This is a genomic window from Enterococcus malodoratus ATCC 43197 (assembly GCF_000407185.1).
GTDB classification, from domain to species: Bacteria; Bacillota; Bacilli; order Lactobacillales; family Enterococcaceae; genus Enterococcus_A; species Enterococcus_A malodoratus.
Window position 1 is genome coordinate 761,677 of record NZ_KE136483.1, and the last position, 23,285, is coordinate 784,961.

Consider the following 23,285-nt stretch of genomic DNA (forward strand, 5'->3'; position numbering starts at 1 on the left):
TCTATGTTTTCGAAAATTTTGATCGCTAACCGTGGCGAAATCGCCGTACGGATCATTCGTGCTTGTCGTGAATTAGGGATTCAAACAGTCGCGGTCTATTCTGAAGCTGATAAAGAAGCCTTGCATACAGAGATGGCTGATGAAGCCATCTGTATCGGGCCGGCTCGATCGAGCGAATCTTATTTGAATATGCAAGAAATTCTAAGCGCTGCAATTGTGACCAACGCCGAAGCCATTCACCCTGGCTTTGGCTTCTTATCAGAAAATAGCTTATTTGCGACAATGTGTGCTGAATGCAATATTAAGTTTATCGGTCCCAGCGAAAAGACTATCGATGCGATGGGAAATAAAATTCACGCGCGTCAATTAATGCAGGAAGCTGGTGTTCCCGTAATTCCAGGGAGTGACGGCGCTATTGATACACTGGAAGAAGCAGAAGCTTTAGCTGATAAAATCGGTTATCCAGTAATGTTGAAAGCGGCAGCTGGCGGTGGTGGAAAAGGAATTCGTAAAGTTCCCGCTAAGAGTGAACTTGAAAAGCATTTCCTATCTGCAAAATCAGAAGCTAAGGCTGCTTTTGGTGATGACGCGATGTATATGGAAAAAATTATTTATCCAGCGCGCCACATCGAAGTTCAGATTCTTGGAGATCAGCATGGTAATGTGATTCATTTAGGTGAACGTGATTGTTCGCTGCAACGGAACAATCAAAAGGTTTTAGAAGAAGCACCTTCTGTCGTGATCGGTGAAGAAACCCGTAAAATGTTGGGCGATATTGCCGTTAAAGCCGGAAAAGCTGTGAATTATGAAAGTGCCGGAACGATTGAATTTTTACGTGACGAGGATGGAAGTTTCTATTTTATGGAAATGAATACCCGTATTCAAGTGGAGCATCCAATCACTGAGATGGTTACAGGCATCGATATTGTTAAAAAACAAATCAAAATTGCCGAGGGTGAACCTTTAGGCCTGAAGCAATCTGACGTTAAATTTAAAGGGCATTCGATTGAGTGCCGAATTAATGCCGAAAATCCCGCCTTTAGTTTTGCGCCTTCACCAGGTAAAATCAAGACGCTGCTATTACCTAGCGGCGGTTTAGGCTTACGAGTTGACAGTGCTATGTATAGCGGCGTGACAATCCCGCCGTATTATGATTCAATGATTGCAAAGATTATTGTTCATGGCGAAGACCGTTTTGATGCCTTGATGAAGATGCAGCGAGCGTTAGGTGAGTTCGTCTCTGATGGCGTTATTACAAACGTTGAGTTCCAGATGGATTTGATTAGTCATCCAAGCGTTTTATTTGGAGATTACGATACAAGTTTCTTACAAACAACATTTTTACCTGAGTGGCAGCAGAGCGAGTAGGAGGAATTTAGGTGGGACTTTTTAATAAGAAAAAAAACTACATTCGCATCAATCCTAACCGCGATAGTTTACCGACAAAGAAGCCAACTGTACCTGATGATATGTGGGCGAAATGCCCAAATTGCAAACGGACGTTGTACAAAAAAGAAATCGGAGCCGAAAAGGTTTGTCCTCATTGTGGTTATAGTTTCCGTATTAGTGCGTGGGAACGATTAGCGTTAACAATCGATGAAAAAAGTTTTACAGATTGGGATAACCAATTAGAACAGAAAAATCCAATCGATTTTCCTGACTATTTGGCAAAAATCGATACTAACAAAGAAAAGACCGGTTTAGATGAAGCTGTACTAACAGGAAGGGCAACGATTAATGATCAAGCTTTTGCCATTGGCGTAATGGATGCCAATTTCATTATGGGAAGTATGGGTACGGTCGTTGGAGAAAAAATCACTCGACTTTTTGAAAAGGCTACGGCTGATAAATTACCAGTTGTTCTATTTACGGCCTCAGGCGGTGCTCGGATGCAGGAGGGAATTTTCTCACTGATGCAGATGGCAAAAATTTCAGCGGCGGTCAAACGTCATAGTAATGCCGGTTTGCTTTATATCACTGTTTTAACGGATCCTACAACTGGCGGTGTAACTGCCAGCTTTGCGATGGAAGGTGATATCATTTTAGCTGAGCCGCAAACCCTAGTTGGTTTTGCTGGTCGAAGAGTGATCGAGCAAACCATTCGTCAACAATTACCAGATGATTTTCAAAAAGCGGAATTCCTTTTACAACATGGATTTATTGATCAAATTGTTCCAAGAATGGCTTTGCGTGATCGTTTGACAAAATTGTTGGCTTTTCATCAACAGAAAGGCTGGTGTGAATAATGAGTCTAACTGCTGGAGAAATCGTAAAACTAGCTAGACATCAGGATCGGTTGACCAGTCTGGATTATTTCGAAAAGATTTTTACTGAATTCCAAGAATTTCATGGAGATCGTCTATTTGGTGATGATCCTGCAATCGTAGGTGGTATCGCAGAATTAGCCGGCAAACCAGTCACTGTTATTGGGATACAGAAGGGCGCAAACCTTAAGGAAAACATGGATCGTAATTTTGGACAACCAAATCCTGAAGGCTATCGAAAAGCATTGCGACTTATGAAGCAAGCAGAAAAGTTTAAACGTCCGATAATTTGTTTCGTGAATACGCCAGGCGCTTTTTGTGGTGTTGAAGCGGAAGAGCGTGGGGAAGGCGAGGCGATTGCCCGCAACCTTTTAGAGATGTCTGATCTGAAAGTTCCGATCATTTCTATTGTTACTGGTGAAGGCGGCAGCGGCGGAGCGTTAGCGTTGGCTTTGGCTGATGAAGTTTGGATGATGGAATACAGTATTTATGCGATTCTATCACCAGAGGGTTTTGCCTCAATTCTTTGGAAAGATGGCAAACGGGCCGATGAAGCGGCGGAGTTAATGAAAATTACCGCAGCTGAGTTATTAGAACTTGATGTAATCGATCGCGTGATTCCCGAAACCTTAAAAGGCAACAAGCTCAGTGAAGATAAAATCATTCGTATGATGAAAAAATCTTTGATTGAGAAAATCACCGAATTATCAAAATACTCAACGGAAGAACTAATCGAAAAAAGGTATCAACGTTTTCGTAAGTTTTAATTCGATGAAAAACGACAGCCGAGGCTGTCGTTTTTTTATACGTTCGTAATCAAAAAAATAAATAAATATACACAGAGCAATCGTTTTAATGAAATAATATGCTATACTGATAAAAACGTTTTTGGAGGGTTATGTATGAAAAAAGGATTGAAGGTTGTTTTGGCGGCTCTAACTTTATTGGTATTAGCCGCATGTGGAAGTAAAGAGGAAACAGATAAATTAGACACGATTAAAAAGGATGGGGTCATCAAAGTGGCAACTTCGCCGGATTACGCCCCATTTGGATTTCATACAACGATTGATGGAAAAGATAAGGTTGTTGGGGCCGATATTGAAATGATGGAAGCCATTGCGAAGAAAATGGGTGTGAAGGTCGACTGGATAGATATGAGTTTTAATGCAGTATTGGCAGCAGCAAAAGAAGGCAAAGCAGATGTTGCAGTTTCTGCCATTTCTGTTACGAGTGAGCGGGAGAAGAGTTTTGATTTTACTACGGATTACTATACATCGCCACAGGTAATTGTTATCAATAAACAGCAAGCGGACAAATTTACTGCGATTGATACTTTTGCCGATAAACAGGTTGGCGCACAAAAAGGGACGATTCAAGAAAACATTGTAAAGGAACAAATGAAGGATGCGAAATTAGTATCGATTGAAAAATTACCGAATATTTTTGTAGAAGTAAAAAATGGATCGTTAGACGGGTTAGTCGTTGAGAAAACAGTAGCAGATGCCTATGTAAATAAAAATCCGGAGCTGATGATTGCTAACATTCCATTAAAAAGTATGAAGGAAGATTCATTATGTATCGCAGTTCCAAAAGGAAATGAAAAGTTAGTCAAGGAACTAGATAAGCAGATCAAGGAAATGAAAGAAGCAGGAGACATTGAAAAAATGGTCAAGGAAAACAATGAACTGGCACAGCAAGGTGGAGAATAAGATATTTATTCATAGCAAGACTGAATATATGCATTATACAAACCTATATTCAAAAAATATTTAATATTTATACATCAGTTTGCTTGTTTTATGAAAATTTCATGCTATAATAAATTCATTGAAAAAAAGATTCAACATTTAGGAGGAAACAGGATGAAAAAGATTACCGGCTTAGTTATGACATTAGTAGCATTATTTACTTTAGCAGCATGTGGCGGAGGTAACGATAAAACCGCCGATTCATCATCAAATGCAAAATCAGAAGATCAGTTAGCAGCAATCAAAAAAGCGGGCGTTTTAAAGGTTGCAACGTCAGCTGACTATGCGCCGTTTGAATTCCATACAATGGTGGACGGCAAAGACAAAATAGTCGGAGCCGATATTGATTTAGTGAATGAGGTTGCAAAAGAATTGGGTGTTAAAGCAGAAGTATCTGATATGAGCTTCAATACAGTTTTAGCATCATTAAAAGAAGGCAAATCAGATATCGCGATTTCGGCGATTTCAGCAACTAAGGAACGTAAAGAACAATTCAACTTTACAGACAATTATTACAATCCGCCACAAGTATTGATTATCAATAAAAAGAATCAAGATAAGCTGACGGATCTAGCAGCTTTAAAAGACAAACAAGTCGGAGCCCAAAAAGGTTCGATTCAAGAAGACATTGTTAAGTCACAAATCAAAGATGCCAAACTTGTTTCTATCGAAAAAGTACCAAACATGGTAGTCGAAGTAAATAGCGGATCATTAGATGCAATGGTTGTTGAAAAGACAATTGCTGAATCATATGTCCAACAAAATCCTGACCTGATGATTGCAAACATTGATTTGAAACCATCAAAGGATGAAGCTTTCGCAATCGCTTTGCCAAAGGGCAGTGACAAACTACAAACAGAATTGAACAAAATCATCAAGAAATTAAACGATGAAGGCAAGATTGATGAATACGTCAAACAAAATCATGAGTTAGCAGAAAAATCAGCAGAATAGAGGGTCAGAGCATTGAACTTTTCATTTTTAGATAAATACTTATCTTACTTTGCCTCAGGTGCTGGTATCACGGTAATTATTTCACTCGTTACAGTCGTGTTAGGAACGTTAATCGGGTTAGTAATGGCTCTTTTAAAACTTTCTAAACACAAACCGTTAAATTGGTTGGCTAATATTTACATCGAAGTACTTCGCGGTACTCCGATGTTGTTACAAATTATGATTGGTTTCTTAGTTTTACAAGGCTTCTTTCCTTCTAAAGATTTGGAGGTTGGGGTGTTAACCGTCGATCTTGGACGTTTGATTCCAGGGATGATTGTTTTATCATTGAACTCAGGCGCCTATGTTGCCGAAATTATTCGTGGCGGTATTACGGCAGTGAACTACGGTCAAACAGAAGCAGCGCATTCGCTAGGTTTGCGTCCGGCGCAAACGATGCGATATGTCATTTTGCCTCAAGCATTAAGAAATATTTTACCGCCATTAGGGAATGAATTTATCACACTGATCAAAGACTCATCATTATTGACTGCGATCGGGATCAATGAATTGATGGGGTCTGCCCAAATCGTTATTTCAAATTCTTATATTCCTTTGGAGCCCTATTTTGTGGCAGCAGCGCTTTATTTTGTGATGACCTTCGTCACCTCGCGTCTGCTTAACTTATGGGAGAAAAAACTCGGAAAAGGCTATCAAAGATAAGAATAGAGGTGGGAAATAATGACAGAAGCATTGATTCAAATTGAACACTTAAATAAAAAATTTGGTGATAACGAAGTCCTGAAGGATATATCTGCTGAAATTACTCCTGGGGAAGTAGTTGTAATTATTGGACCTTCGGGCTCAGGAAAAAGTACCTTTTTACGCTGTGTGAATCTTTTAGAGGTACCGACCTCCGGCATAATCAAGTTTGAAGGTACAGATATTACAGATAAAAAGAACGACATTTTTAAAACAAGAGAAAAAATGGGAATGGTTTTTCAACAATTTAATTTATTCCCTAATATGACCGTTTTGGATAACATCACTTTATCGCCAATTAAGGTAAAAGGGATGTCAAAACCTGAAGCGGAAAAAATTGCAAAAGAGCTATTAGAAAAAGTGGGTTTATCTGAAAAAGCCGATGCATATCCACATTCTTTATCAGGAGGACAACAGCAACGTATCGCGATAGCTCGTGCATTAGCGATGCAGCCTGATGTTATGCTGTTTGATGAACCAACATCAGCACTTGATCCTGAAATGGTCGGAGACGTGCTGCAAGTTATGCAGCAACTAGCTAAAGAGGGTATGACCATGATGATTGTGACGCACGAGATGGGATTTGCAAAAGAGGTTGGAGATCGTGTAATTTTCATGGATGGTGGAGTAATCGTTGAAGAAGGAACACCTGAAGAGGTATTCGACCATACACAAAATTCTCGAACCATTGATTTTTTATCAAAAGTATTATAAAAGTAATGAGACTAGGCAGAGAAAGCCTAGTCTTTTTTTAAACCTTTGTAGTCAAATGTAGAGTTTTCAGAAAAATTGCGTTATAATCAGGTTTTGTAGAAGTATAAAAAAAGTTATAGGAGTTGCCATGCTAGATAAATTCAAACCAACGTGGATGGTCGAAGCCATTTATCAAATAACCCCGGAACAATTGAAGGCTCATGGATTCAAAGCGGTCCTTACGGATTTAGATAATACTTTAATCGCTTGGAACAATCCAAATGGCACGAAAGAGCTGATAGATTGGTTAAAAATGATGGATAAGGCAGGAATCCCTGTAGTCGTCGTTTCAAATAATAAGGCCAGTCGAGTAGCTAAAGCGCTAGAGAGTTTTCAATTAGACTTTGTCTCGCGGGCGATGAAACCTTTCTCAGTAGGAATCAAAAACGCGCAGCAGCAATTAGGTGTTTCAAAAGATGAAATCGTCATGATTGGCGACCAAGTAATGACTGATATTCGCGGCGCAAGTGCGGCTGGTATTAGAAGTATTCTTGTGCGTCCAATCCTTGATACCGATGGTTGGAATACGCGGATCAATCGTTTCTTTGAACGTCGTGTCATGCATATTTTGTTGCAAAAAGATCCTGAGATGAAATGGAAGAGTGAATTATAAATGGAAGAAGAATTATTTTGTATTGGTTGTGGCGCAAAGATTCAAACCGAACATCCAAATGAATTGGGTTATACTCCGCAATCAGCTTTAGAAAAGGGCTTAGCAAATGGCGAAGTTTATTGTCAACGCTGCTTCCGCCTACGTCACTATAATGAGATTCAAGATGTTTCATTAACAGACGATGATTTCTTACGCTTATTGAATGAGTTAGGAAAAGCTGATGCTCTAATTGTGAATGTGGTCGATATTTTCGACTTTAATGGTTCTTTGATCCCTGGGCTGCATCGTTTTGTTGGCGACAATCCAGTTCTATTAGTGGGTAACAAAGTTGATCTATTGCCAAAATCACTAAAAAGAGGCAAACTAACCCAATGGATGCGAGAACGTGCCCATGAAGAAGGCTTACGTCCAGTCGATATTTTATTGACTAGTGCGAGAAAGTCGAACGAAATGGCTGAACTATTAGAAAAAATCGAAGAATACCGCAAAGGCCGCGATGTTTTTGTCGTTGGTGTAACTAATGTCGGTAAGTCAACACTGATTAATCAAATTATCAAACAAACTGCTGGTGTGCAGGATTTAATCACAACTTCACAGTTTCCAGGTACGACCTTAGATAAAATCGAAATTCCGTTGGATGATGGTCAGTTTCTTTTTGATACACCAGGAATTATTCATCGCCATCAAATGGCTCATTACCTTGGAAAGAAAGATTTAAAAATCATTGCACCGCATAAAGAGATCAAACCCAAGACTTATCAGCTGAATGCTGGACAAACATTGTTTTTGGGCGGACTGGCTCGTTTTGATTTTATTCAAGGGGATCGGGCGCCATTTGTGACTTATGTTTCGAATGATATTGATCCTCATCGTACAAAGCTTGAGAAGGCCGATGAGTTTTATCAAAAACATGTGGGTGGTTTGCTACAACCGCCGCGACCAGATGAAGTGGCAGATTTCCCAGACTTGGCACGCTTTGAGTTTTCAATCAAAGAAAAAACGGATATTGTTTTCGCTGGGTTGGGCTGGGTTACTGTGACAAAACCGGCTGTTGTTGCCGGTTGGGCACCAAAAGGGGTCGATGTTTTGACTCGTAAAGCACTAATCTAAAAAGAGAGATCCATATAAGAATAAGGGGAGCATTAATGGAATTAAGAGGAAAGCAAAAACGTTTCTTGCGCAGTCAGGCGCATCATTTACAACCGATTTTCCAAATCGGGAAGAATGGGATCAATGATGCGGTAATCATTCAGATTGCTGAAGCATTGGAAAAAAGAGAATTAATCAAAGTAAATTTATTGCAAAATACTGATGAGATTGCTGAAGATGTCGCTCATGTGTTAGAGGCGAAGGTCAATTGTGAGATCGTTCAAATCATTGGCCGGGTTTTGGTTTTATACAAGGCTTCCAGCAAAGAAAAGTATCAAAAAATATCGAAAGAAGTTCAAAGCATATAAGCTTCTTTCAATCAAAAAATGAGGAGGAATAACTTTTGTACCAAGATGTCTTAACAATTCCGAAAGTCAAACCGATGACAGATACTACGATGCCTAAAAAGCAGGTTGGACTGTTAGGTGGGAATTTTAATCCGATTCACCACGCACACTTAATGATTGCGGAACAGGTCGGCCAAAAAATGGGATTTGATGAAGTGCATCTGTTGCCGAGTTATTTACCACCTCATGTAGATGAGAAAAAAACCATTGACAGTAAACACCGATTGGCGATGGTTCAGCGGGCGATTGAGGACAATTCTTTTTTGTCAGTCGATACAAGAGAGCTCACTCGTAAAGGAAAAAGTTTTACAGTCGATACAATGTTGGAAATGACTGCAGAAAATCCTGATACGGAATATTACTTTATTATTGGTGGCGATGAGGTGGCCTATCTACCCAAATGGCATAGAATTGATGAGCTAGTTCGTCTCGTTAACTTTGTTGGAGTAAAACGCGCAGGTTATGCTACAGAAAGCTCTTATCCGATTATTTGGGTAGACGTCCCTGAAATTCAGTTATCGTCTTCTTACATTCGGCAACAAGTCAAACAAGGTTGTTCAATTCGCTATCTTGTACCAGATCGGGTGCGAGAGTATATCACGGAAGAAGGATTGTATCTTAATGAATTATAGTGACAATTATTCAGCGATGAATCGCGAAGCGTTGATGCAAGCTGTTCAAATGCGAATGAGTGAGCGGCGTTTCACGCATGTGCTCGGTGTTGAAGAAACAGCGGTTGCCTTGGCTGAGCGTTTTGGTGAGTCACCTGAAAAAGCAAGTATTGCTGCCTTGACCCATGATTATGCAAAGGAACGTTCTGATGAAGAATTTCAATTGGCGATTGAGCAAGGTGACTACGAAGATAAAAAAGAGCTGATAAAATTTGGCAATGCCATTTGGCACGGATTAGTCGGAGCTGATTTTGTTGCTCGCGAGCTGGGTATCACCGATGAAGCAATTTTAAATGCTATTCGATTGCATACCACAGGTGCGGCTGAGATGTCGTTGTTGGATAAAATCATTTACGTAGCAGATTATATTGAACCGGGCAGAGATTTCCCTGGTGTTGAAGATGCGCGTGTAATTGCTTTTAGCGATTTAAATCAGGCTGTTGCTTTTGAAACGAAGCATACGTTGACCCATTTGATTGAGGCTGAAAAACCAGTTTATCCAAAAACGATTGAGACGTATAATCGTTGGGTTGCTGGCATGAAGTAAAAAAAGCACTGTCTCTATTTGTTGAAGTTTTTGATTGAATCAATCTTTTTAAGCTATAATCTAGACATCAAAAGATTTTTAGAAAAATGTTATACGTTCATATGAATAAGGAGGAGAATTATCATAGATAGTAAAAAAATGTTAGAAATAGCCGTCAAGGCAGCCGATTCGAAAAGAGCGGTTGATATCGTGGCATTGAATGTTTCGCAAGTCTCATTATTGGCGGATTATTTCATGATTTGTTCAGCAAATTCTGATCGTCAAATCAATGCGATTGTTGACGAGATCATGGATAAAGAAGAAGAAGCGCAAGTCAAAGTTAAACGTGTGGAAGGTAAAGACGGCGGAAAATGGGTCTTGATCGACTTAGGCGATTTGATCGTTCATGTTTTTAGTACTTCTGAACGCGAATTTTATAATTTAGAAAAATTATGGTCGGATGCACCACTTGAGAACATTGAGGCTTGGATAGACTAATGGCTTATGAAACATTTGCCTTTGTCTACGACGAAGTAATGGATGATACTTTATATCAGCAGTGGATGGATTTTACATTAAATCATCTGCCAAAGAAGACAAATCAAATTTTGGAACTAGCTTGTGGGACTGGAGCATTGGCTGTAGAGTTTGCTAAAGCAGGTTTTGAGGTAACAGGGTTAGATTTATCGGAAGAAATGCTGACGTTAGCTAATGATCGTGCGTTTGAAGAAGAGGTCTCGATTAATTGGCTTGCCGGAGATATGCTGGATCTTACAGATATCGGCACGTATCAAGCCGTAACTTGTTTTTCTGACTCACTATGTTATATGCAGAATGCTGCACAGGTTCAACAAGTTTTTGAAGGTGTTTACCAGTTATTAGAAGAGTCAGGGACATTCATTTTTGATGTTCATTCGACTTATCAAATAGACAAAGTTTTTCCAGACTATAGTTTTCACGATCAAACGGAAGATTTCGCTTTTCTTTGGGATAGTTATCCCGGTGAATCAGTACATAGTATTGAACACTTTTTAACTTTTTTTGTCAAAAAAGAGGGCGAAATTTTTGAGCGGTTTGATGAACTTCATAAAGAACGAACGTATTCGTTGGAAACCTATAAACAATTGCTGATGCAGTCTGGTTTCAAAGTTGAGGTTTTTGCAGACTTCGTTGATGAAGTGCCTCATGAAACAAGTAAACGTTGGTTTTTTGTTTGTAAGAAATAACCGAGAGCGATCTCGGTTTTTTTAATGCTGATAGAAAGGAGCGATTGAATGCGAAGTTGCGGCATTGTCGTGGAATATAATCCATTTCATAACGGTCACCGTTATCATGCGCAAAAGGCACGTGAGTTGAGCAATGCAGATGTAGTTGTGGCAGTTATGAGCGGTAATTTTCTACAACGAGGAGAACCAGCAATTATTGATAAGTGGGCACGAGCTAAGGCGGCTTTGGAAAATGGTGTGGACCTTGTCGTAGAATTGCCATTTGCTTGGGCAGTGCAATCTGCGGATTATTTTGCCAAAGGAAGCATCGCACTATTACAAGCCTTGAAATGTGATGCGCTGTGCTTTGGCACTGAGAGCGAGAACTCATTTGATTATGCTGATTATGGCAGTTTTTTTGTTAAGGAAAAGGAAGCGATTGATAAACTTTTTCATGAATTGCCAATTGGTTGGAGTTACCCAGAAAAAATGGCTGAAGTTGTTTCACAATTGTACCCAAATGCACAAAATTTTCCTCCCAATCATATTTTAGGGTTAAGTTATGCGAAAGAAAATGCCCTATACGAAGATCCAATGGAAATTTTTCCGTTACTCAGAAAAGATCAGGGTTATCATGATGAATCGCTGATTGTTGATCGATTTGCCAGTGCGACTGGAGTTCGTCAAGCGGTTTTTGCTGATGAGGATGTTTCCGCTTTTGTTCCCCAAACGACATTAAAAGAATTAAAAGATACGCAGATTTCTTGGGCCGCATTTTGGCCGTATTTGAATTATCAATTACGGGCTAATTCTTTGACTAGTCTTCGGGGGATTTATCAAATGAAAGAAGGCCTGGAGCACCGCTTGGTGGAAAAAGAGGCCGACAATTTTACAGAGTTCATGCAACTTATCAGTACTAAACGCTATACGCAACCGCGATTGCAACGTCTGTTGACGTATGTTCTACTACAGGTAAAGGAAGCAGAAATAAAGGCTGAACAAGCAAATTCGATGCTTCATATTCTGGGGTTCACAGAAAAGGGGCAAGCCTACTTGAATAAAAAGAAAAAGCTGTTTACTTTACCTGTCGCCGCAAAAATCGGGCAAAAGGAGAAAGAAAAGCATTTCTTAACCTATCGTGCGGATCAGGTCTATCAATTGGCTCATCCTCGAGAGCAGACAATTGGACGTTTTCCAATTCGCATATAAAAAATACTTTGCAAAGTACAAGCGAGTCGTTATAATGAGAAAGTATGAAATTAACGAAAGAGAAGTGAAAACATGGGACGTAAATGGGCGAATATCGTAGCTAAGAAGACTGCGAAAGATGCAAATAATAGTAAAATATACGCTAAATTTGGAATTGAGATTTATGCGGCAGCAAAATCAGGTGATCCTGATCCGCATGCCAACCAAAAGCTGCGTTTTGTTATTGAACGTGCAAAGACGTATAATGTTCCAAAGCATATTATTGATCGAGCAATTGAAAAGGCTAAAGGTTCTGGCGATGAAACTTTCCAAGAGCTGCGTTATGAAGGATTTGGTCCAAATGGTTCAATGGTGATCGTGGATGCTTTGACGAATAACGTAAACCGGACAGCTTCAGATGTTCGAGCTGCTTTTGGTAAAAACGGCGGAAACATGGGTGTTTCTGGTGCGGTTGCTTATATGTTCGATAATACGGCACTATTTGGTTTTGCCGGCGAAGATGTTGATGACATTTTAGAATACTTAATGGATAAAGATATTGACGTACGAGATGTAGTTGATGAAGACGGTCAAATCATCGTTTATGGCGAACCCGAAGACTTCAATGCGATTCAAGAAGCCTTGAAAGAAAAAGGTATTACAGAATTTTCTGTTGCTGAAATGCAGATGATTCCGCAAAATGAAGTGGAATTAACCGGAGAAGACTTAGAAAAGTTCGAAAAAATGATTGATGTTTTGGATGAACTGGAAGATGTTCAACAAGTTTATCACAATGTTGAAATAGACGAATAATTTAGTAAGGTCAGAAAGAATCATTTTTGAAGTATCTTTAATGGATAATTATCGCTATGAAGACCGATTTCTTTCTAAATAAGTATTATATCTAATAGTTAATCAAAAAGTCGAAATCCCACTAAGGATTTCGACTTTTTTTAATCTAACGTTGTCTGAACATAGAGACTTTCAGGAATAGTTTCCAATAAAGGACTTCGATTACCAATAACTAATAGGTTTAGTTCATGCATCGCGCGGGTGCACACGGTATAAAGAATTAATTTGTCTTGTTCACTGTGATAATTTTCAGGTGAAATGTTCCAAGCGAAAACACGGTCAAATTCTAATCCTTTGGCTAAATAGGTTGGAATGATGATCAGACTCTTTTTCATGAAGTCTTCCTCATCTGTCAATAATTGCACTTGGTCCCTTTGACTAGGTGTCAATTGATCATAAAGTGCCTGACATTCTTCGACGGTTTTAGCGATAATAGCTGTCCGCCAGTATTTAGCCATCTCGGCAGTTTCTTCGATCTGGTGAATGAGCCCTTCAATCATTTGGCTCGATTCATTTGTATAATAAACTTTTGGCAGGTCACCAACTCGGGCAGTCAGCTCAACACGATTTTCTTGAGTCAGGAATTGGTTGGCAAAGTTAGTGATCTCTTCTGTTGAACGATAGCTGGTCGTCAACTCGAAATGAGTTAATGCCTGATCAGGAAAAATTTGTTCCAAAGAATGAACCATACTCTCATTGCCGAAGACCTTCTGGTTTAAGTCGCCGCAAAGCGTATAGGTTGCTTTGGGATATAAATGACGCAACAATGCTACTTGTGCTGGTGAGAAGTCTTGCATCTCATCGATAAAAATGAAACGAGCTTTTTGTTTAACATCTAGCGGATGAATAGATTTCATTAAAAGAAACATCAAAGTACCATCTTCTAGGCTGATATCCTTCCGCTTAAAATCATTCAATAATTCTTCAAGCATCAGTTTCCAATTTTGATCGGTTAGCTGGTAGTGTGACAACAATTGATTCGGTACATTTTGTAAAAAATGCAGGTATTGTTTAGCGTAATTAACGAAACCAAATCGATTGATTTGTCTGCGAATAGGGCGTAATTTTTTACGAACGACCTTTTGTGCCATTTGACGACGCAAACGACGTTCGGCTTTTTCTGAATCTTCCATATCAGGATTGTTGATAAACAGAGCATCGACTAACTCATCGGCTGCCTTTTTAACCCAATCTTTTTTCATTTCGTCCTTTTCTAATCCGCCTAATTTCTTTAAAAGTTTTGTTTGCAATAACTGCATTCGTTGATACATTGGCAGTTCAGGGTTGGCCTCTTGATACCAATTCCGAATTTGTTTCTTCGAAATTAATACATCCTGTTTCAATTTGAGATCACGGAACAACGGACCTAAATCGGCGATTCGGTCGACATATTTATACAATTCTTGTACGATTGCATAACTGCTTTTTGCTCGCAATACCCGGTCGTCTTGTCCAGAAAGAAAGACTTCTTCGTGGCTGTCTTCGGTGTGAATCTGATAAGAAGGCAATAGGGCACTTAAAAAAGTTTTGAACGTTTCCGTGGGTATCCCGCTTTCACCTAGCGAAGGTAAAACAGTTGAGATGTAATCTGAAAAAATGTGGTTAGGAGAAAATAGCAGAACTTGCTCGTTGTCTAACCATTTCCGATTGTGATACAGCAGGTAGGCAACACGCTGCAGCAACGCGGAAGTTTTTCCGCTGCCGGCAATTCCTTCCACTACTAAAACTTTACTTTTTGTATCACGGATGATCTCATTTTGTGAACGTTGGATTGTTGCTACGATGTTCTTCATATGATTTGAAGAAGCTTCGTCTAAAATTTCCAATAGAAAATCATCATTGATAGCCTCGGATGTATCTACCATTGACAGCATTTGTCCTTCTCGAATCTTAAATTGACGTTTTAGTAATAATTCGATAGGAATAATGGCGTCATGGGCTTCATATTGTGTTTGTCCTAAGGTGCCTTCGTAATAGAGATTGGCAATTGGTGCCCGCCAGTCAATTACGACCGTTTCTTCATGCGTGTCTCGTAATGATGCGATTCCTAGATAAAGCGTTTCTGCTTCTTGATCTTCTTTAAAATCAATCCTCGCAAAATAAGGATTTTCTTTCATAAGCCGCAAAGCTTTTTGGCGCTTTTCCTGCGAGGCAAATGTTTGATAGCGTAAAAGCAAATCAGCCTCATGTTGTCGTGTATCTGCCATCGTCTCCGCTAAAGCTTCGAAAGAACCACCTTGAACTCTTTGTCCGGCGTTTTCTCGCATATCGGTATCAAATTTTGATTTGGTTTCTTTTTTTTGACTGTCCAAAAAAGCAATTTCCTGTTGGATCAATGCGCTTGTCTGTTGGACGTGCTCTTGTTCGTATTCTCTCGCGTTCATTGAGCATCCCCCTTTGTTTTCCATCAACTGTTTATAACAGCATAATAGTATAGCATACAAAGAAGGGGAGAAGCAAAAAGCTGAATTTAAGGGGAATTTACTTACCAGGCTGCTCGAATTGACGCTAGTATAAAGTAGTACATACACGCGTCAAAAAAGGAACAGAGTCAACTCTGTTCCATAAATAGTTTATATCAGGCCATCATGGGCTCGTTGAATCTGAGCAAGATCAATTTTTTTCATTTTATACATTTCCTGAGTTGCACGTTGAGCCTTTTTTGTATCAGGATCGGTGGTCATCTGGAGCAGTTCCTTATTAACCGTTTGCCAGTAAACACCATAACGATCCTCCATCCAGCCGCAAGGCCACTCTTTTCCGTCAGCGGTGATAGCCTCCCAAACCTGATCAATATCTGCTTGATCCTTGAGGTAGAAGTAGAAGGAATTTCCCATTGTAAAATCAAAATCGTGTTTTTCTGGACTATCCATTATGATCAGATCGTGACCGCGAAGTTGGAAACCTGCCGCACGTAAGCGATCGTCTTTCCCCTTAATTACAAAATTCTGCTTTCCTCCGAAAGCGTTGATCCATTCGTCCATTGCAGCTTGAGCCATGCCGTAGTTTTCATTTGCAAACATGATGCAGGGAACAATCGTTTGTAAGCTTTCACCTAAGCGAACTTGCCAAGAAAAACCAAAACGATCGTTTGTCCAACCAAATTTTCCTAATTCCGGATAGTCTGTTAACGGCATCAATGTTTCACCACCTGCATTCAATTGCTCCCAAACACGGTTAAGTTGCTCTTCATTCTCACAATTTACGACATAAGAAATCGCAGGTGTAGGTGTGAAAGTGTCCCCTCCATTTAGTAAAAGAAATTCACAACCAGCCAATTCCAAAGTGATTGTTAGCAAATCCCCAATTTTTCCATGCTCATCCGTAATAAAGTAGGTTTCATTTTCTTTTTTACTATCTTCGAAAATTTCTAAATAAAAGTCAGCCGCTTCGGCCAAGTGACCATTAAACCAGAGACAACAGCCAAATTGCTGTTCCATGATTCGTTCATCCTCTCATTAATAAAGATTGATGTGCCAGTTTACGCCATATTGATCTTTGACCATACCGTATAAGTCTGCCCAAAAAGTCTTTTCAAGTGGAAGCAGTATAGTTCCGTTCGTCGCTAATTGCTGAAAAATATTTGAAGCTTCATCTGCAGTTTTCGCATTAAAAACCAGCGCGACATTATTCCCAACAACTATTGGCGGTGCCATGCCTTCCGGACTATCAGAAATCATAACATTCGTGTCATTAATTTTCAGGTTAGAGTTCATCACTAAATTTTTAATATTTTCGTCAACAGGATGTTCTTCGTCGTGAGGCATCTGTCCAAAGGTCATAATTTGGGCAGGCTCAGTCTTGAATACAGTTTCGTAAAAGGCAATTGCTTCTGTCGCTTGATCGCTAAAATGTAAATAAATATCCATTAGTTTTCCTCCGTTCTGATGCTCTTACTTTACCATGAAGAAAGGGCTATCAATAACATTTTGACTCGCAGAAGTGATTATCTTTGACGTATTTAGAGGAACTAATTATGCTTAGGGTAAGTTTTGGGAACGGAGGGACAATGAATGGAGAAATTTAAACTGGGCGAGAGCGTAACCGTACATACGGGACCTTTCAAAGGGATTTATGGGATAATTGTTTCTTTTGATAAGAAACGAGAAAAATATTTAGTCCGCTTCAATGGTCAGCAGCAACTCTATTTTTCGCCAGATGAAATTATTTTATGGTCAGAAAAATAGTAGATTAGTTTTACCTTCATTTTATTGTGAATTATGATAAAATGAAGCGACAAAAATATAGAATTAAAGGAGCGATTGACAATGCCGTTCGTACACATTGAGTTAGTCGAAGGAAGAACAGAAGAGCAATTAACAAAAATGGTAGAAGAGGTAACTAAGGCAGTTTCAAGTACTGTTGGAGCACCAAAAGAGAATATTCATGTTATCATCAATGAGATGCAAAAAGGGAAATATGCACAAGGCGGCAAGTGGAAATAATAAATTATATTATACTTGCATTTCAAATCAATAAGTGTTTATAATAGCCTTGTAATTGATTGATGAAGAAAGACACCTGAACTTGAAGGCTGTTTACCAGAGAGGAAAAGCAAGGCTGAGACTTTTCCAAACAAGCGCAAGTGATGACCACTTTCAGAGACTTCTGCGTAAATGCGGAGGCGGACAGCGCCGTTATCGCTTGTGAGGGGCAGAAATTCTGCTCAAAGATTAGGTGGAACCACGTTTATTCGTCCTAGTACCGTATGCGGTACTAGGACTTTTTTTATCAATCAAAACTAATAAGGGGGAACTACAGGATGGTAAAAATTTCATTTCCAGATGGATCAACAAAAGAGTTTGATAATGGTGTTACAGGCTTAGAAATCGCAAAAAGTATCTCTAGTTCATTAGCCAAAAAAGCACTGGCTGTCGTGGTAAACGGCGAGCTAGAAGATTTAGATCGTGCAATCGAAGAAGATGCGGAATTAAGAATTGTAACTGAACAAGATGAAGAAGCTTTGCCGCTTGTTCGTCATTCAAGTGCACACTTGATGGCACAAGCCATCCGCCGCTTATTTCCAAATATGCATTTTGGTGTAGGACCAGCGATCGAGTCAGGATTCTACTATGATACAGATAATGGTGAAAACCAAATCAGTGAAGAAGATTTTCCAGCAATCGAAAAAGAAATGAAAAAGATCATCAAAGAAAACTTGCCGATTGAACGCAAAGTCATGAGTCGTCAAGAAGCATTGGATTTCTTCAGCTACGATCCTTATAAAGTCGAATTGATTTCTGACCTTCCAGAAGATGAAGTGATCACTGCTTATACTCAAGGTGAGTTCACTGATCTATGTCGTGGGCCTCACGTTCCATCAACTGGCAAAATCAAAATTGTTAAATTATTATCAGTAGCTGGAGCCTATTGGCGTGGAAACTCTGATAACAAAATGATGCAGCGAGTTTACGGAACAGCTTTCTTCAATCAAGCAGATTTAGATCATTTCTTGAAAATGCGTGAAGAAGCGAAAGAACGTGACCATCGTAAATTAGGTAAAGAATTAGATTTATTCATGGTATCGCCAGAAGTTGGTTCAGGACTTCCTTTCTGGTTGCCAAAAGGTGCAACAATCCGTCGTGTAATCGAACGTTATATTGTTGATAAAGAAATTTCAATGGGCTATGAACATGTATATACTCCAGTATTAGCTGACACTAGCTTATATAAAACTTCTGGACACTGGGATCATTATAAAGAAGACATGTTCCCAATCATGGACATGGGTGATGGCGAAGAATCATTAGTTTTACGTCCGATGAACTGCCCACACCACATGATGATTTATAAAAATCATATTCATTCATACCGTGAACTGCCAATTCGCTTAGCTGAACTTGGAATGGATCATCGTTATGAAAAATCTGGTGCTTTATCAGGATTGCAACGGGTTCGTGAAATGACAATGAATGACGCGCATATCTTTGTTCGTCCAGATCAAATCAAAGAAGAATTCCGTCGTACTTTAGACTTGATTTTGGAAGTTTATAAGGACTTTGGTTTCGAAGATTATCGTTTCCGTTTAAGTTACCGTGATCCAGAAAATACTGAGAAATACTTCGATGACGACGAAATGTGGGAAACTTCTCAAGGTCTCCTAAAAGAAGTTATGGATGAATCAGGTTTTGATTACTTTGAGGCTGATGGTGAAGCTGCTTTCTATGGTCCAAAATTAGACGTTCAAGTATTGACTGCCATTGGAACAGAAGAAACGTTATCTACTATTCAATTTGATTTCTTATTACCAGAACGTTTTGATCTGACTTATGTCGGCGAAGATGGTAAAGATCATCGCCCAGTCGTTGTTCACCGCAGTGTTGTTTCAACAATGGAACGATTTACTGCTTACTTGATTGAACAATATAAAGGTGCATTTCCAACTTGGTTAGCGCCAGAGCAAGTAGCGATCTTACCAGTATCACCAGAACATCATGGCGATTATGCGTATGAAGTGAAAGATCGTTTGGTTCGTGAAGGGGTCCGTGTTGAGGTAGATGATCGTAATGAAAAACTTGGTTACAAAATCCGCCAAGCACAAACTCAAAAAATTCCTTACCTATTAGTAATTGGAGATAAGGAAGTCGAAAGTGCTTCAGTCAATGTTCGCCGTTATGGTAGCGAAGAACAAGAAGCTCAAGATTTGAATATGTTTGTCGATGCTATCAAGGATGATATCGAAAACTTAAGTCGTAACTAAGAAAAATCCGGTGAGGTTCGCTCACCGGATTTTTTTGTCAATCAGACGCCCAATTCATTTGTGGAAAACTTTTTAAAGAAAATGCGTAATACCTTGTTTTCAAATTTCTAAAGTTTTCCACAATGAAATGTAAAATAGAATGTTTCACGGAATAGAATCTTTTCGTTAGATACGAATCCATATTTTACGCAAAAAAATCAAATGGTCCAAAAAAATATTGTTTAACTGTGAAACACTTTGGCTTTTGATCTATAAAAAGACTTTAAAGTTTTTAAACTATGTTAAAGGAACTACGATTAATCCTTTTGAAAAAACACTTTTTCGGCTACAATAAGACAAGTAACTGTCAAAGTGGAAGGAACAGATGAATGAAATTAACGAATCCATTAAAGAAATTCTTTGAAAAACTGAAACTCGCGGATGAATCCGGCCGCAATCAAAATAGAAGCCACATTCCATTTCGGCTAAACTTTTTGTTTTTTGTCATCTTTGCTCTTTTCGTCATCCTAGTCACTCGATTGGGGTATTTGCAAATTGTTGAAGGCGACAAGATGAAAGCGGAAATGAAGGCTTCGACGACGATCACTGTAAAGGAAAATGCACCTCGTGGTGTGATTTATGATGCAAAAGGCACTGCTTTAGTCAAAAATGTTTCTAATGCCGCAATCACCTTTACCCGCGGTAATAGTATGGAAGCTTCAGACATTCTTAAATTAGCCAATGAGCTCAACAAATTGATTGATGTACCAGCGGATGAGAATTTGAGTGATCGCGATAAAAAGGATTATTGGTTAGCTGATAAGGATCATCTGAAAGAAGCCGAAGATCGGTTATCCTTTAAAGAAAAAAATCTCGACAATACGAATGAATATCAAAAATTGGTCGATAAAGTCAAAGACAGCGAAATTCAGCTTAACGAAGATCAGTTAAAGGTTGCCACAATCTTTAAACGGATGAATGCCGCTTCAGCGCTAAGCACGGTCTTTGTTAAAAACGAGGGCGTGTCTGATGAAGAATTAGCTGTTGTTGCTGAACGGGCCTCAGAATTACCAGGTGTATCTACAGGAATTGATTGGGATCGCTCATATAATGATGCACTCGATGGTTCATTAAAGAGTATTTTGGGGACAATCACCACTGAAAAAGAAGGATTACCTGCCGAAGAAGCAGATGCCTTGTTGAAAAAAGGATACGCACGTAATGACCGTGTCGGTAAGAGTTATTTAGAGAAACAGTATGAAGATCAGCTTCAAGGTAAAAAAGGAGAATATAAAGTTACCTTAAATCAAAATGGAAACATCGAGAAACAAAAAGAAGTTAAAAAAGGCGAGAAGGGATCAAATATCGTCCTGACTATTAACTCGGATTTCCAGAAAAAGGTTGAAGATATTTTACGGAAACACTATCAGGGATTAGTTGACAGCGGTGTTGCCAAGTATTCACCAGGTGCTTATGCCGTTGCGATGAACCCGAATACGGGTGAAGTATATGCCATGACCGGTTTTACGCATGATCCGAATAGTAAAACGCTAGAAGAAAATTCGTTAGGAACGATTACCAGTGCATTTGTTCCGGGCTCTGTTGTCAAAGGCGGAACGGTGACTGCGGGATATCAGACAGGAGCCATCAGCGGAAATGATACGTTGATCGATCAACCGATAAAACTATCTGGAACAGCACTTAAAGGCTCTATCTATAATAAAGTATTAGGGAATCAGATTCCATTGAATACTGTTAAAGCACTGGAATGGTCTTCAAATGCCTACATGATGCAGATCGTCTTACGTATGTTAGGGGTTCAATACCAGCAGAATATGTCATTGCCGGATAGTGCATCTTCAAAAGAAATGTATGATAAATTACGAAATGCTTTTGCGGCGTATGGGATGGGTGTGAAAACCGGGATTGATCTGCCAAATGAATTTTCAGGATATATCAATGATCAATTTGGAACGGATAACGCACCAGGCGGAGGGAATTTACTGGATCTCTCCTTTGGTCAATACGATACTTATACACCTATGCAGCTTGCTCAATATGCAGCAACAGTAGCGAATGGGGGAACAAGAATTTCTCCTCATGTAGTCAAAGGAATCTACAACAATAATGATAGCGGCGGCTTAGGAACGATCCAACAGGAAATTACTGGTAAAAAACTGGGTCAAGTCAATATTACCGCAGATCAAATGGGTATTATCAAAGAAGGGTTCTATCAAGCAGTTCACGGGAGCGATGCGTACACAACGGCACGTGATTTGGCTTCAGCCAAACTAAATCCGGCTGCTAAAACTGGTACGGCTGAAACAGTACCAGAAAGCAATCCGAATGTTAACACGATCAACAGCAATATTGTAGCCTATGCACCCTATGATAAACCGCAAGTGGCGATCAGTGTTATGCTTCCGAACTTAGATGAAGAACACGATGATACTAATAAGGCCATAGCAAAAGACATAATAGATGCATTTGCTGACACGTATGGCGTACAATAAAGGCTGAGGAGCATTGCTCCTTGGCTTTTTTTGAGGAGTTCTGTTTCCCACTTAGCAGCTTATACTCTAAGTAAGAAGCAGCTAGGATAAAAAAGGATTGTACAGAATATACTATGCGGTATGAAAGCCGCGCTCATTTTTTAGCATTACTATGATTAAGGAGTGGAAGATATGACAGTATACAATTTTGAAGTAAAAGAAACCGATGGAACTGAAAAGTCCTTAGCGGATTATCAGGGGAAAGTTCTTTTGATCGTCAACACAGCGACTGGTTGCGGCTTTACACCACAATATGAGGGTCTACAGCATTTGTATGATCAGTATAAAGACCAAGGATTTGAAATTCTTGATTTTCCATGTAATCAGTTTGGAAATCAAGCACCAGGCTCGAATGCAGAGGTCGCTGAATTTTGCCAGTTAAAATATCACACAACGTTTCAAACCTTTGGTAAGATAGATGTTAACGGTGAAAATGAAGATCCGCTATACAGCTATTTGAAGAGTGCGCAAGGTGGTTTACTTAACAAAGCGATCAAGTGGAATTTTACGAAATTTTTAGTCGATCGCGAAGGAAACGTGATAAAACGCTACGCATCCCAAACAAAACCTGAAGACATTGCAGCGGATATTGAAGCACAGCTTTAAAAACGTCAAGTAGATTTACTTAACAAAATTCGCAAAAAGACTAGTCAAGGAAATAAAAACATGATATGATATCAAAGTCTGAGAATTATCTTGGAAAACTGATTTTAACTAGGGAGGGAAAATCATGCGCGTAAATATCACTTTAGAGTGTACTTCTTGTAAAGAACGTAACTACCTAACAAACAAAAATAAACGTAACAACCCTGATCGTTTGGAAAAAATGAAATATTGTCCACGCGAACGTAAAGTTACTTTGCACAAAGAAGTAAAATAATGGCACTTATAAGTCAGCAATCTAAAATGATTGCTGACTTTTTTTGTTCTTCTCTATATTAATAATCAAAAAAATGTGCGATGTTTTTTTGGAAATCTACATAAAATCTTCATAGATTCCTAAACAAAAGCTAACCTTCCAGTGATAAAACTAAGTATTAAAG

25 protein-coding genes are annotated in these 23,285 nt (G+C 39.2%); 22 read left to right on the forward strand and 3 right to left on the reverse strand.

Annotated elements, in window-relative coordinates; translation table 11 throughout:
- Positions 1-3 precede the first annotated feature (3 nt).
- The 16 genes from I585_RS19060 to I585_RS19135 all read left to right on the forward strand — a co-directional run bounded on the left by I585_RS19060 (position 4) and on the right by I585_RS19135 (position 12,972).
- On the forward strand, positions 4-1,368 hold the full coding sequence (locus I585_RS19060; protein WP_010740393.1) for an acetyl-CoA carboxylase biotin carboxylase subunit: 1,365 nt from the start codon (positions 4-6) through the stop codon (positions 1,366-1,368).
- Between the two features lie 11 nt (positions 1,369-1,379).
- Positions 1,380-2,246 (forward strand): acetyl-CoA carboxylase, carboxyltransferase subunit beta, encoded by an 867-nt coding sequence (gene accD, locus I585_RS19065; protein WP_010740392.1) that lies wholly within the window; start codon positions 1,380-1,382, stop codon positions 2,244-2,246.
- Entirely contained in the window at positions 2,246-3,031 is a 786-nt protein-coding gene (locus I585_RS19070; protein ID WP_010740391.1) for an acetyl-CoA carboxylase carboxyl transferase subunit alpha, read from the forward strand. Before accD ends, I585_RS19070 begins: the two co-directional genes overlap by 1 nt.
- A 135-nt stretch (positions 3,032-3,166) precedes the next feature.
- A complete protein-coding gene (locus tag I585_RS19075) occupies positions 3,167-3,973 on the forward strand; it encodes a transporter substrate-binding domain-containing protein (protein ID WP_010740390.1) in 807 nt (268 codons plus the stop codon).
- A 153-nt stretch (positions 3,974-4,126) separates the two neighbouring features.
- The gene (locus I585_RS19080) at positions 4,127-4,966 is read left to right on the forward strand and encodes a transporter substrate-binding domain-containing protein (protein ID WP_010740389.1); all 840 of its coding nucleotides are present in this window, start codon (positions 4,127-4,129) and stop codon (positions 4,964-4,966) included.
- A gap of 12 nt (positions 4,967-4,978) precedes the next feature.
- On the forward strand, positions 4,979-5,668 hold the full coding sequence (locus I585_RS19085) for an amino acid ABC transporter permease (RefSeq protein ID WP_010740388.1): 690 nt from the start codon (positions 4,979-4,981) through the stop codon (positions 5,666-5,668).
- A gap of 18 nt (positions 5,669-5,686) precedes the next feature.
- The gene (locus I585_RS19090) at positions 5,687-6,421 is read left to right on the forward strand and encodes an amino acid ABC transporter ATP-binding protein (protein WP_010740387.1); all 735 of its coding nucleotides are present in this window, start codon (positions 5,687-5,689) and stop codon (positions 6,419-6,421) included.
- A gap of 127 nt (positions 6,422-6,548) precedes the next feature.
- Positions 6,549-7,073, forward strand: coding sequence for a YqeG family HAD IIIA-type phosphatase (locus I585_RS19095; protein WP_010740386.1), 525 nt, complete (start codon positions 6,549-6,551; stop codon positions 7,071-7,073).
- The gene (yqeH, locus tag I585_RS19100) at positions 7,074-8,183 is read left to right on the forward strand and encodes a ribosome biogenesis GTPase YqeH (RefSeq protein ID WP_010740385.1); all 1,110 of its coding nucleotides are present in this window, start codon (positions 7,074-7,076) and stop codon (positions 8,181-8,183) included. It begins immediately after the preceding gene.
- A 35-nt stretch (positions 8,184-8,218) separates the two neighbouring features.
- Positions 8,219-8,530: a ribosome assembly RNA-binding protein YhbY gene (yhbY, locus tag I585_RS19105; protein WP_010740384.1), complete on the forward strand. Its 312-nt coding sequence runs from the start codon at positions 8,219-8,221 to the stop codon at positions 8,528-8,530.
- A gap of 74 nt (positions 8,531-8,604) precedes the next feature.
- The gene (locus I585_RS19110; RefSeq protein ID WP_232089443.1) at positions 8,605-9,201 is read left to right on the forward strand and encodes a nicotinate-nucleotide adenylyltransferase; all 597 of its coding nucleotides are present in this window, start codon (positions 8,605-8,607) and stop codon (positions 9,199-9,201) included.
- Entirely contained in the window at positions 9,191-9,787 is a 597-nt protein-coding gene (gene yqeK, locus I585_RS19115) for a bis(5'-nucleosyl)-tetraphosphatase (symmetrical) YqeK (protein WP_010740382.1), read from the forward strand. The genes I585_RS19110 and yqeK overlap by 11 nt, the downstream gene beginning before the upstream one ends.
- Before the next feature lie 120 nt (positions 9,788-9,907).
- Positions 9,908-10,264 (forward strand): ribosome silencing factor, encoded by a 357-nt coding sequence (rsfS, locus tag I585_RS19120; RefSeq protein ID WP_279626087.1) that lies wholly within the window; start codon positions 9,908-9,910, stop codon positions 10,262-10,264.
- Positions 10,264-10,992 carry a class I SAM-dependent DNA methyltransferase gene (locus I585_RS19125; RefSeq protein WP_010740380.1) on the forward strand — a complete coding sequence of 243 codons (729 nt, stop codon included), beginning with the start codon at positions 10,264-10,266 and terminating at the stop codon, positions 10,990-10,992. The genes rsfS and I585_RS19125 overlap by 1 nt, the downstream gene beginning before the upstream one ends.
- Before the next feature lie 48 nt (positions 10,993-11,040).
- Positions 11,041-12,180, forward strand: a complete 1,140-nt coding sequence (locus I585_RS19130) for a nucleotidyltransferase (RefSeq protein ID WP_010740379.1) — start codon at positions 11,041-11,043, stop codon at positions 12,178-12,180.
- Between the two features lie 72 nt (positions 12,181-12,252).
- The gene (locus I585_RS19135) at positions 12,253-12,972 is read left to right on the forward strand and encodes a YebC/PmpR family DNA-binding transcriptional regulator (RefSeq protein ID WP_010740378.1); all 720 of its coding nucleotides are present in this window, start codon (positions 12,253-12,255) and stop codon (positions 12,970-12,972) included.
- Between the two features lie 140 nt (positions 12,973-13,112).
- Here the strand turns inward: I585_RS19135 and helD are convergent, their stop codons facing one another.
- From helD to I585_RS19150, 3 genes are all read right to left on the reverse strand, one after another.
- Positions 13,113-15,395: an RNA polymerase recycling motor HelD gene (gene helD, locus I585_RS19140; protein ID WP_010740377.1), complete on the reverse strand. Its 2,283-nt coding sequence runs from the start codon at positions 15,393-15,395 to the stop codon at positions 13,113-13,115.
- 189 nt (positions 15,396-15,584) lie between these two features.
- Positions 15,585-16,451 carry a VOC family protein gene (locus I585_RS19145; RefSeq protein WP_010740376.1) on the reverse strand — a complete coding sequence of 289 codons (867 nt, stop codon included), beginning with the start codon at positions 16,449-16,451 and terminating at the stop codon, positions 15,585-15,587.
- A gap of 18 nt (positions 16,452-16,469) precedes the next feature.
- Positions 16,470-16,880 carry a VOC family protein gene (locus I585_RS19150; protein WP_010740375.1) on the reverse strand — a complete coding sequence of 137 codons (411 nt, stop codon included), beginning with the start codon at positions 16,878-16,880 and terminating at the stop codon, positions 16,470-16,472.
- A 144-nt stretch (positions 16,881-17,024) separates the two neighbouring features.
- On the opposite strand from I585_RS19150, the gene I585_RS23280 reads away from it, so the two are divergent.
- From I585_RS23280 to rpmG, 6 genes are all read left to right on the forward strand, one after another.
- On the forward strand, positions 17,025-17,198 hold the full coding sequence (locus tag I585_RS23280) for a KOW motif-containing protein (RefSeq protein WP_010740374.1): 174 nt from the start codon (positions 17,025-17,027) through the stop codon (positions 17,196-17,198).
- A gap of 81 nt (positions 17,199-17,279) precedes the next feature.
- Positions 17,280-17,456 (forward strand): 2-hydroxymuconate tautomerase, encoded by a 177-nt coding sequence (locus I585_RS19155; protein WP_010740373.1) that lies wholly within the window; start codon positions 17,280-17,282, stop codon positions 17,454-17,456.
- Positions 17,457-17,773: 317 nt separating this feature from the next.
- Entirely contained in the window at positions 17,774-19,711 is a 1,938-nt protein-coding gene (gene thrS, locus I585_RS19160) for a threonine--tRNA ligase (RefSeq protein ID WP_010740372.1), read from the forward strand.
- Between the two features lie 368 nt (positions 19,712-20,079).
- On the forward strand, positions 20,080-22,203 hold the full coding sequence (locus tag I585_RS19165) for a penicillin-binding transpeptidase domain-containing protein (protein WP_010740371.1): 2,124 nt from the start codon (positions 20,080-20,082) through the stop codon (positions 22,201-22,203).
- Between the two features lie 171 nt (positions 22,204-22,374).
- Entirely contained in the window at positions 22,375-22,848 is a 474-nt protein-coding gene (locus tag I585_RS19170; protein WP_010740370.1) for a glutathione peroxidase, read from the forward strand.
- Between the two features lie 124 nt (positions 22,849-22,972).
- Entirely contained in the window at positions 22,973-23,122 is a 150-nt protein-coding gene (gene rpmG, locus I585_RS19175) for a 50S ribosomal protein L33 (RefSeq protein WP_010740369.1), read from the forward strand.
- Positions 23,123-23,285: the final 163 nt, after the last annotated feature.

Coding starts and splice junctions, on each gene's coding strand:
- I585_RS19135 (WP_010740378.1), top strand. CDS start 12,253: ATGGGACGTAAATGGGCGAATATCGTAGCTAAGAAGACTGCGAAAGAT.
- I585_RS19070 (WP_010740391.1), top strand. CDS start 2,246: ATGAGTCTAACTGCTGGAGAAATCGTAAAACTAGCTAGACATCAGGAT.
- I585_RS19075 (WP_010740390.1), top strand. CDS start 3,167: ATGAAAAAAGGATTGAAGGTTGTTTTGGCGGCTCTAACTTTATTGGTA.
- yqeH (WP_010740385.1), top strand. CDS start 7,074: ATGGAAGAAGAATTATTTTGTATTGGTTGTGGCGCAAAGATTCAAACC.
- yqeK (WP_010740382.1), top strand. CDS start 9,191: ATGAATTATAGTGACAATTATTCAGCGATGAATCGCGAAGCGTTGATG.
- I585_RS19150 (WP_010740375.1), bottom strand. CDS start 16,880: ATGGATATTTATTTACATTTTAGCGATCAAGCGACAGAAGCAATTGCC.
- yhbY (WP_010740384.1), top strand. CDS start 8,219: ATGGAATTAAGAGGAAAGCAAAAACGTTTCTTGCGCAGTCAGGCGCAT.
- I585_RS19095 (WP_010740386.1), top strand. CDS start 6,549: ATGCTAGATAAATTCAAACCAACGTGGATGGTCGAAGCCATTTATCAA.
- I585_RS19060 (WP_010740393.1), top strand. CDS start 4: ATGTTTTCGAAAATTTTGATCGCTAACCGTGGCGAAATCGCCGTACGG.
- I585_RS23280 (WP_010740374.1), top strand. CDS start 17,025: ATGGAGAAATTTAAACTGGGCGAGAGCGTAACCGTACATACGGGACCT.
- I585_RS19125 (WP_010740380.1), top strand. CDS start 10,264: ATGGCTTATGAAACATTTGCCTTTGTCTACGACGAAGTAATGGATGAT.
- I585_RS19130 (WP_010740379.1), top strand. CDS start 11,041: ATGCGAAGTTGCGGCATTGTCGTGGAATATAATCCATTTCATAACGGT.
- rpmG (WP_010740369.1), top strand. CDS start 22,973: ATGCGCGTAAATATCACTTTAGAGTGTACTTCTTGTAAAGAACGTAAC.
- helD (WP_010740377.1), bottom strand. CDS start 15,395: ATGAACGCGAGAGAATACGAACAAGAGCACGTCCAACAGACAAGCGCA.
- I585_RS19165 (WP_010740371.1), top strand. CDS start 20,080: ATGAAATTAACGAATCCATTAAAGAAATTCTTTGAAAAACTGAAACTC.
- I585_RS19170 (WP_010740370.1), top strand. CDS start 22,375: ATGACAGTATACAATTTTGAAGTAAAAGAAACCGATGGAACTGAAAAG.
- I585_RS19090 (WP_010740387.1), top strand. CDS start 5,687: ATGACAGAAGCATTGATTCAAATTGAACACTTAAATAAAAAATTTGGT.
- I585_RS19155 (WP_010740373.1), top strand. CDS start 17,280: ATGCCGTTCGTACACATTGAGTTAGTCGAAGGAAGAACAGAAGAGCAA.
- I585_RS19145 (WP_010740376.1), bottom strand. CDS start 16,451: ATGGAACAGCAATTTGGCTGTTGTCTCTGGTTTAATGGTCACTTGGCC.
- I585_RS19080 (WP_010740389.1), top strand. CDS start 4,127: ATGAAAAAGATTACCGGCTTAGTTATGACATTAGTAGCATTATTTACT.
- thrS (WP_010740372.1), top strand. CDS start 17,774: ATGGTAAAAATTTCATTTCCAGATGGATCAACAAAAGAGTTTGATAAT.
- I585_RS19110 (WP_232089443.1), top strand. CDS start 8,605: ATGACAGATACTACGATGCCTAAAAAGCAGGTTGGACTGTTAGGTGGG.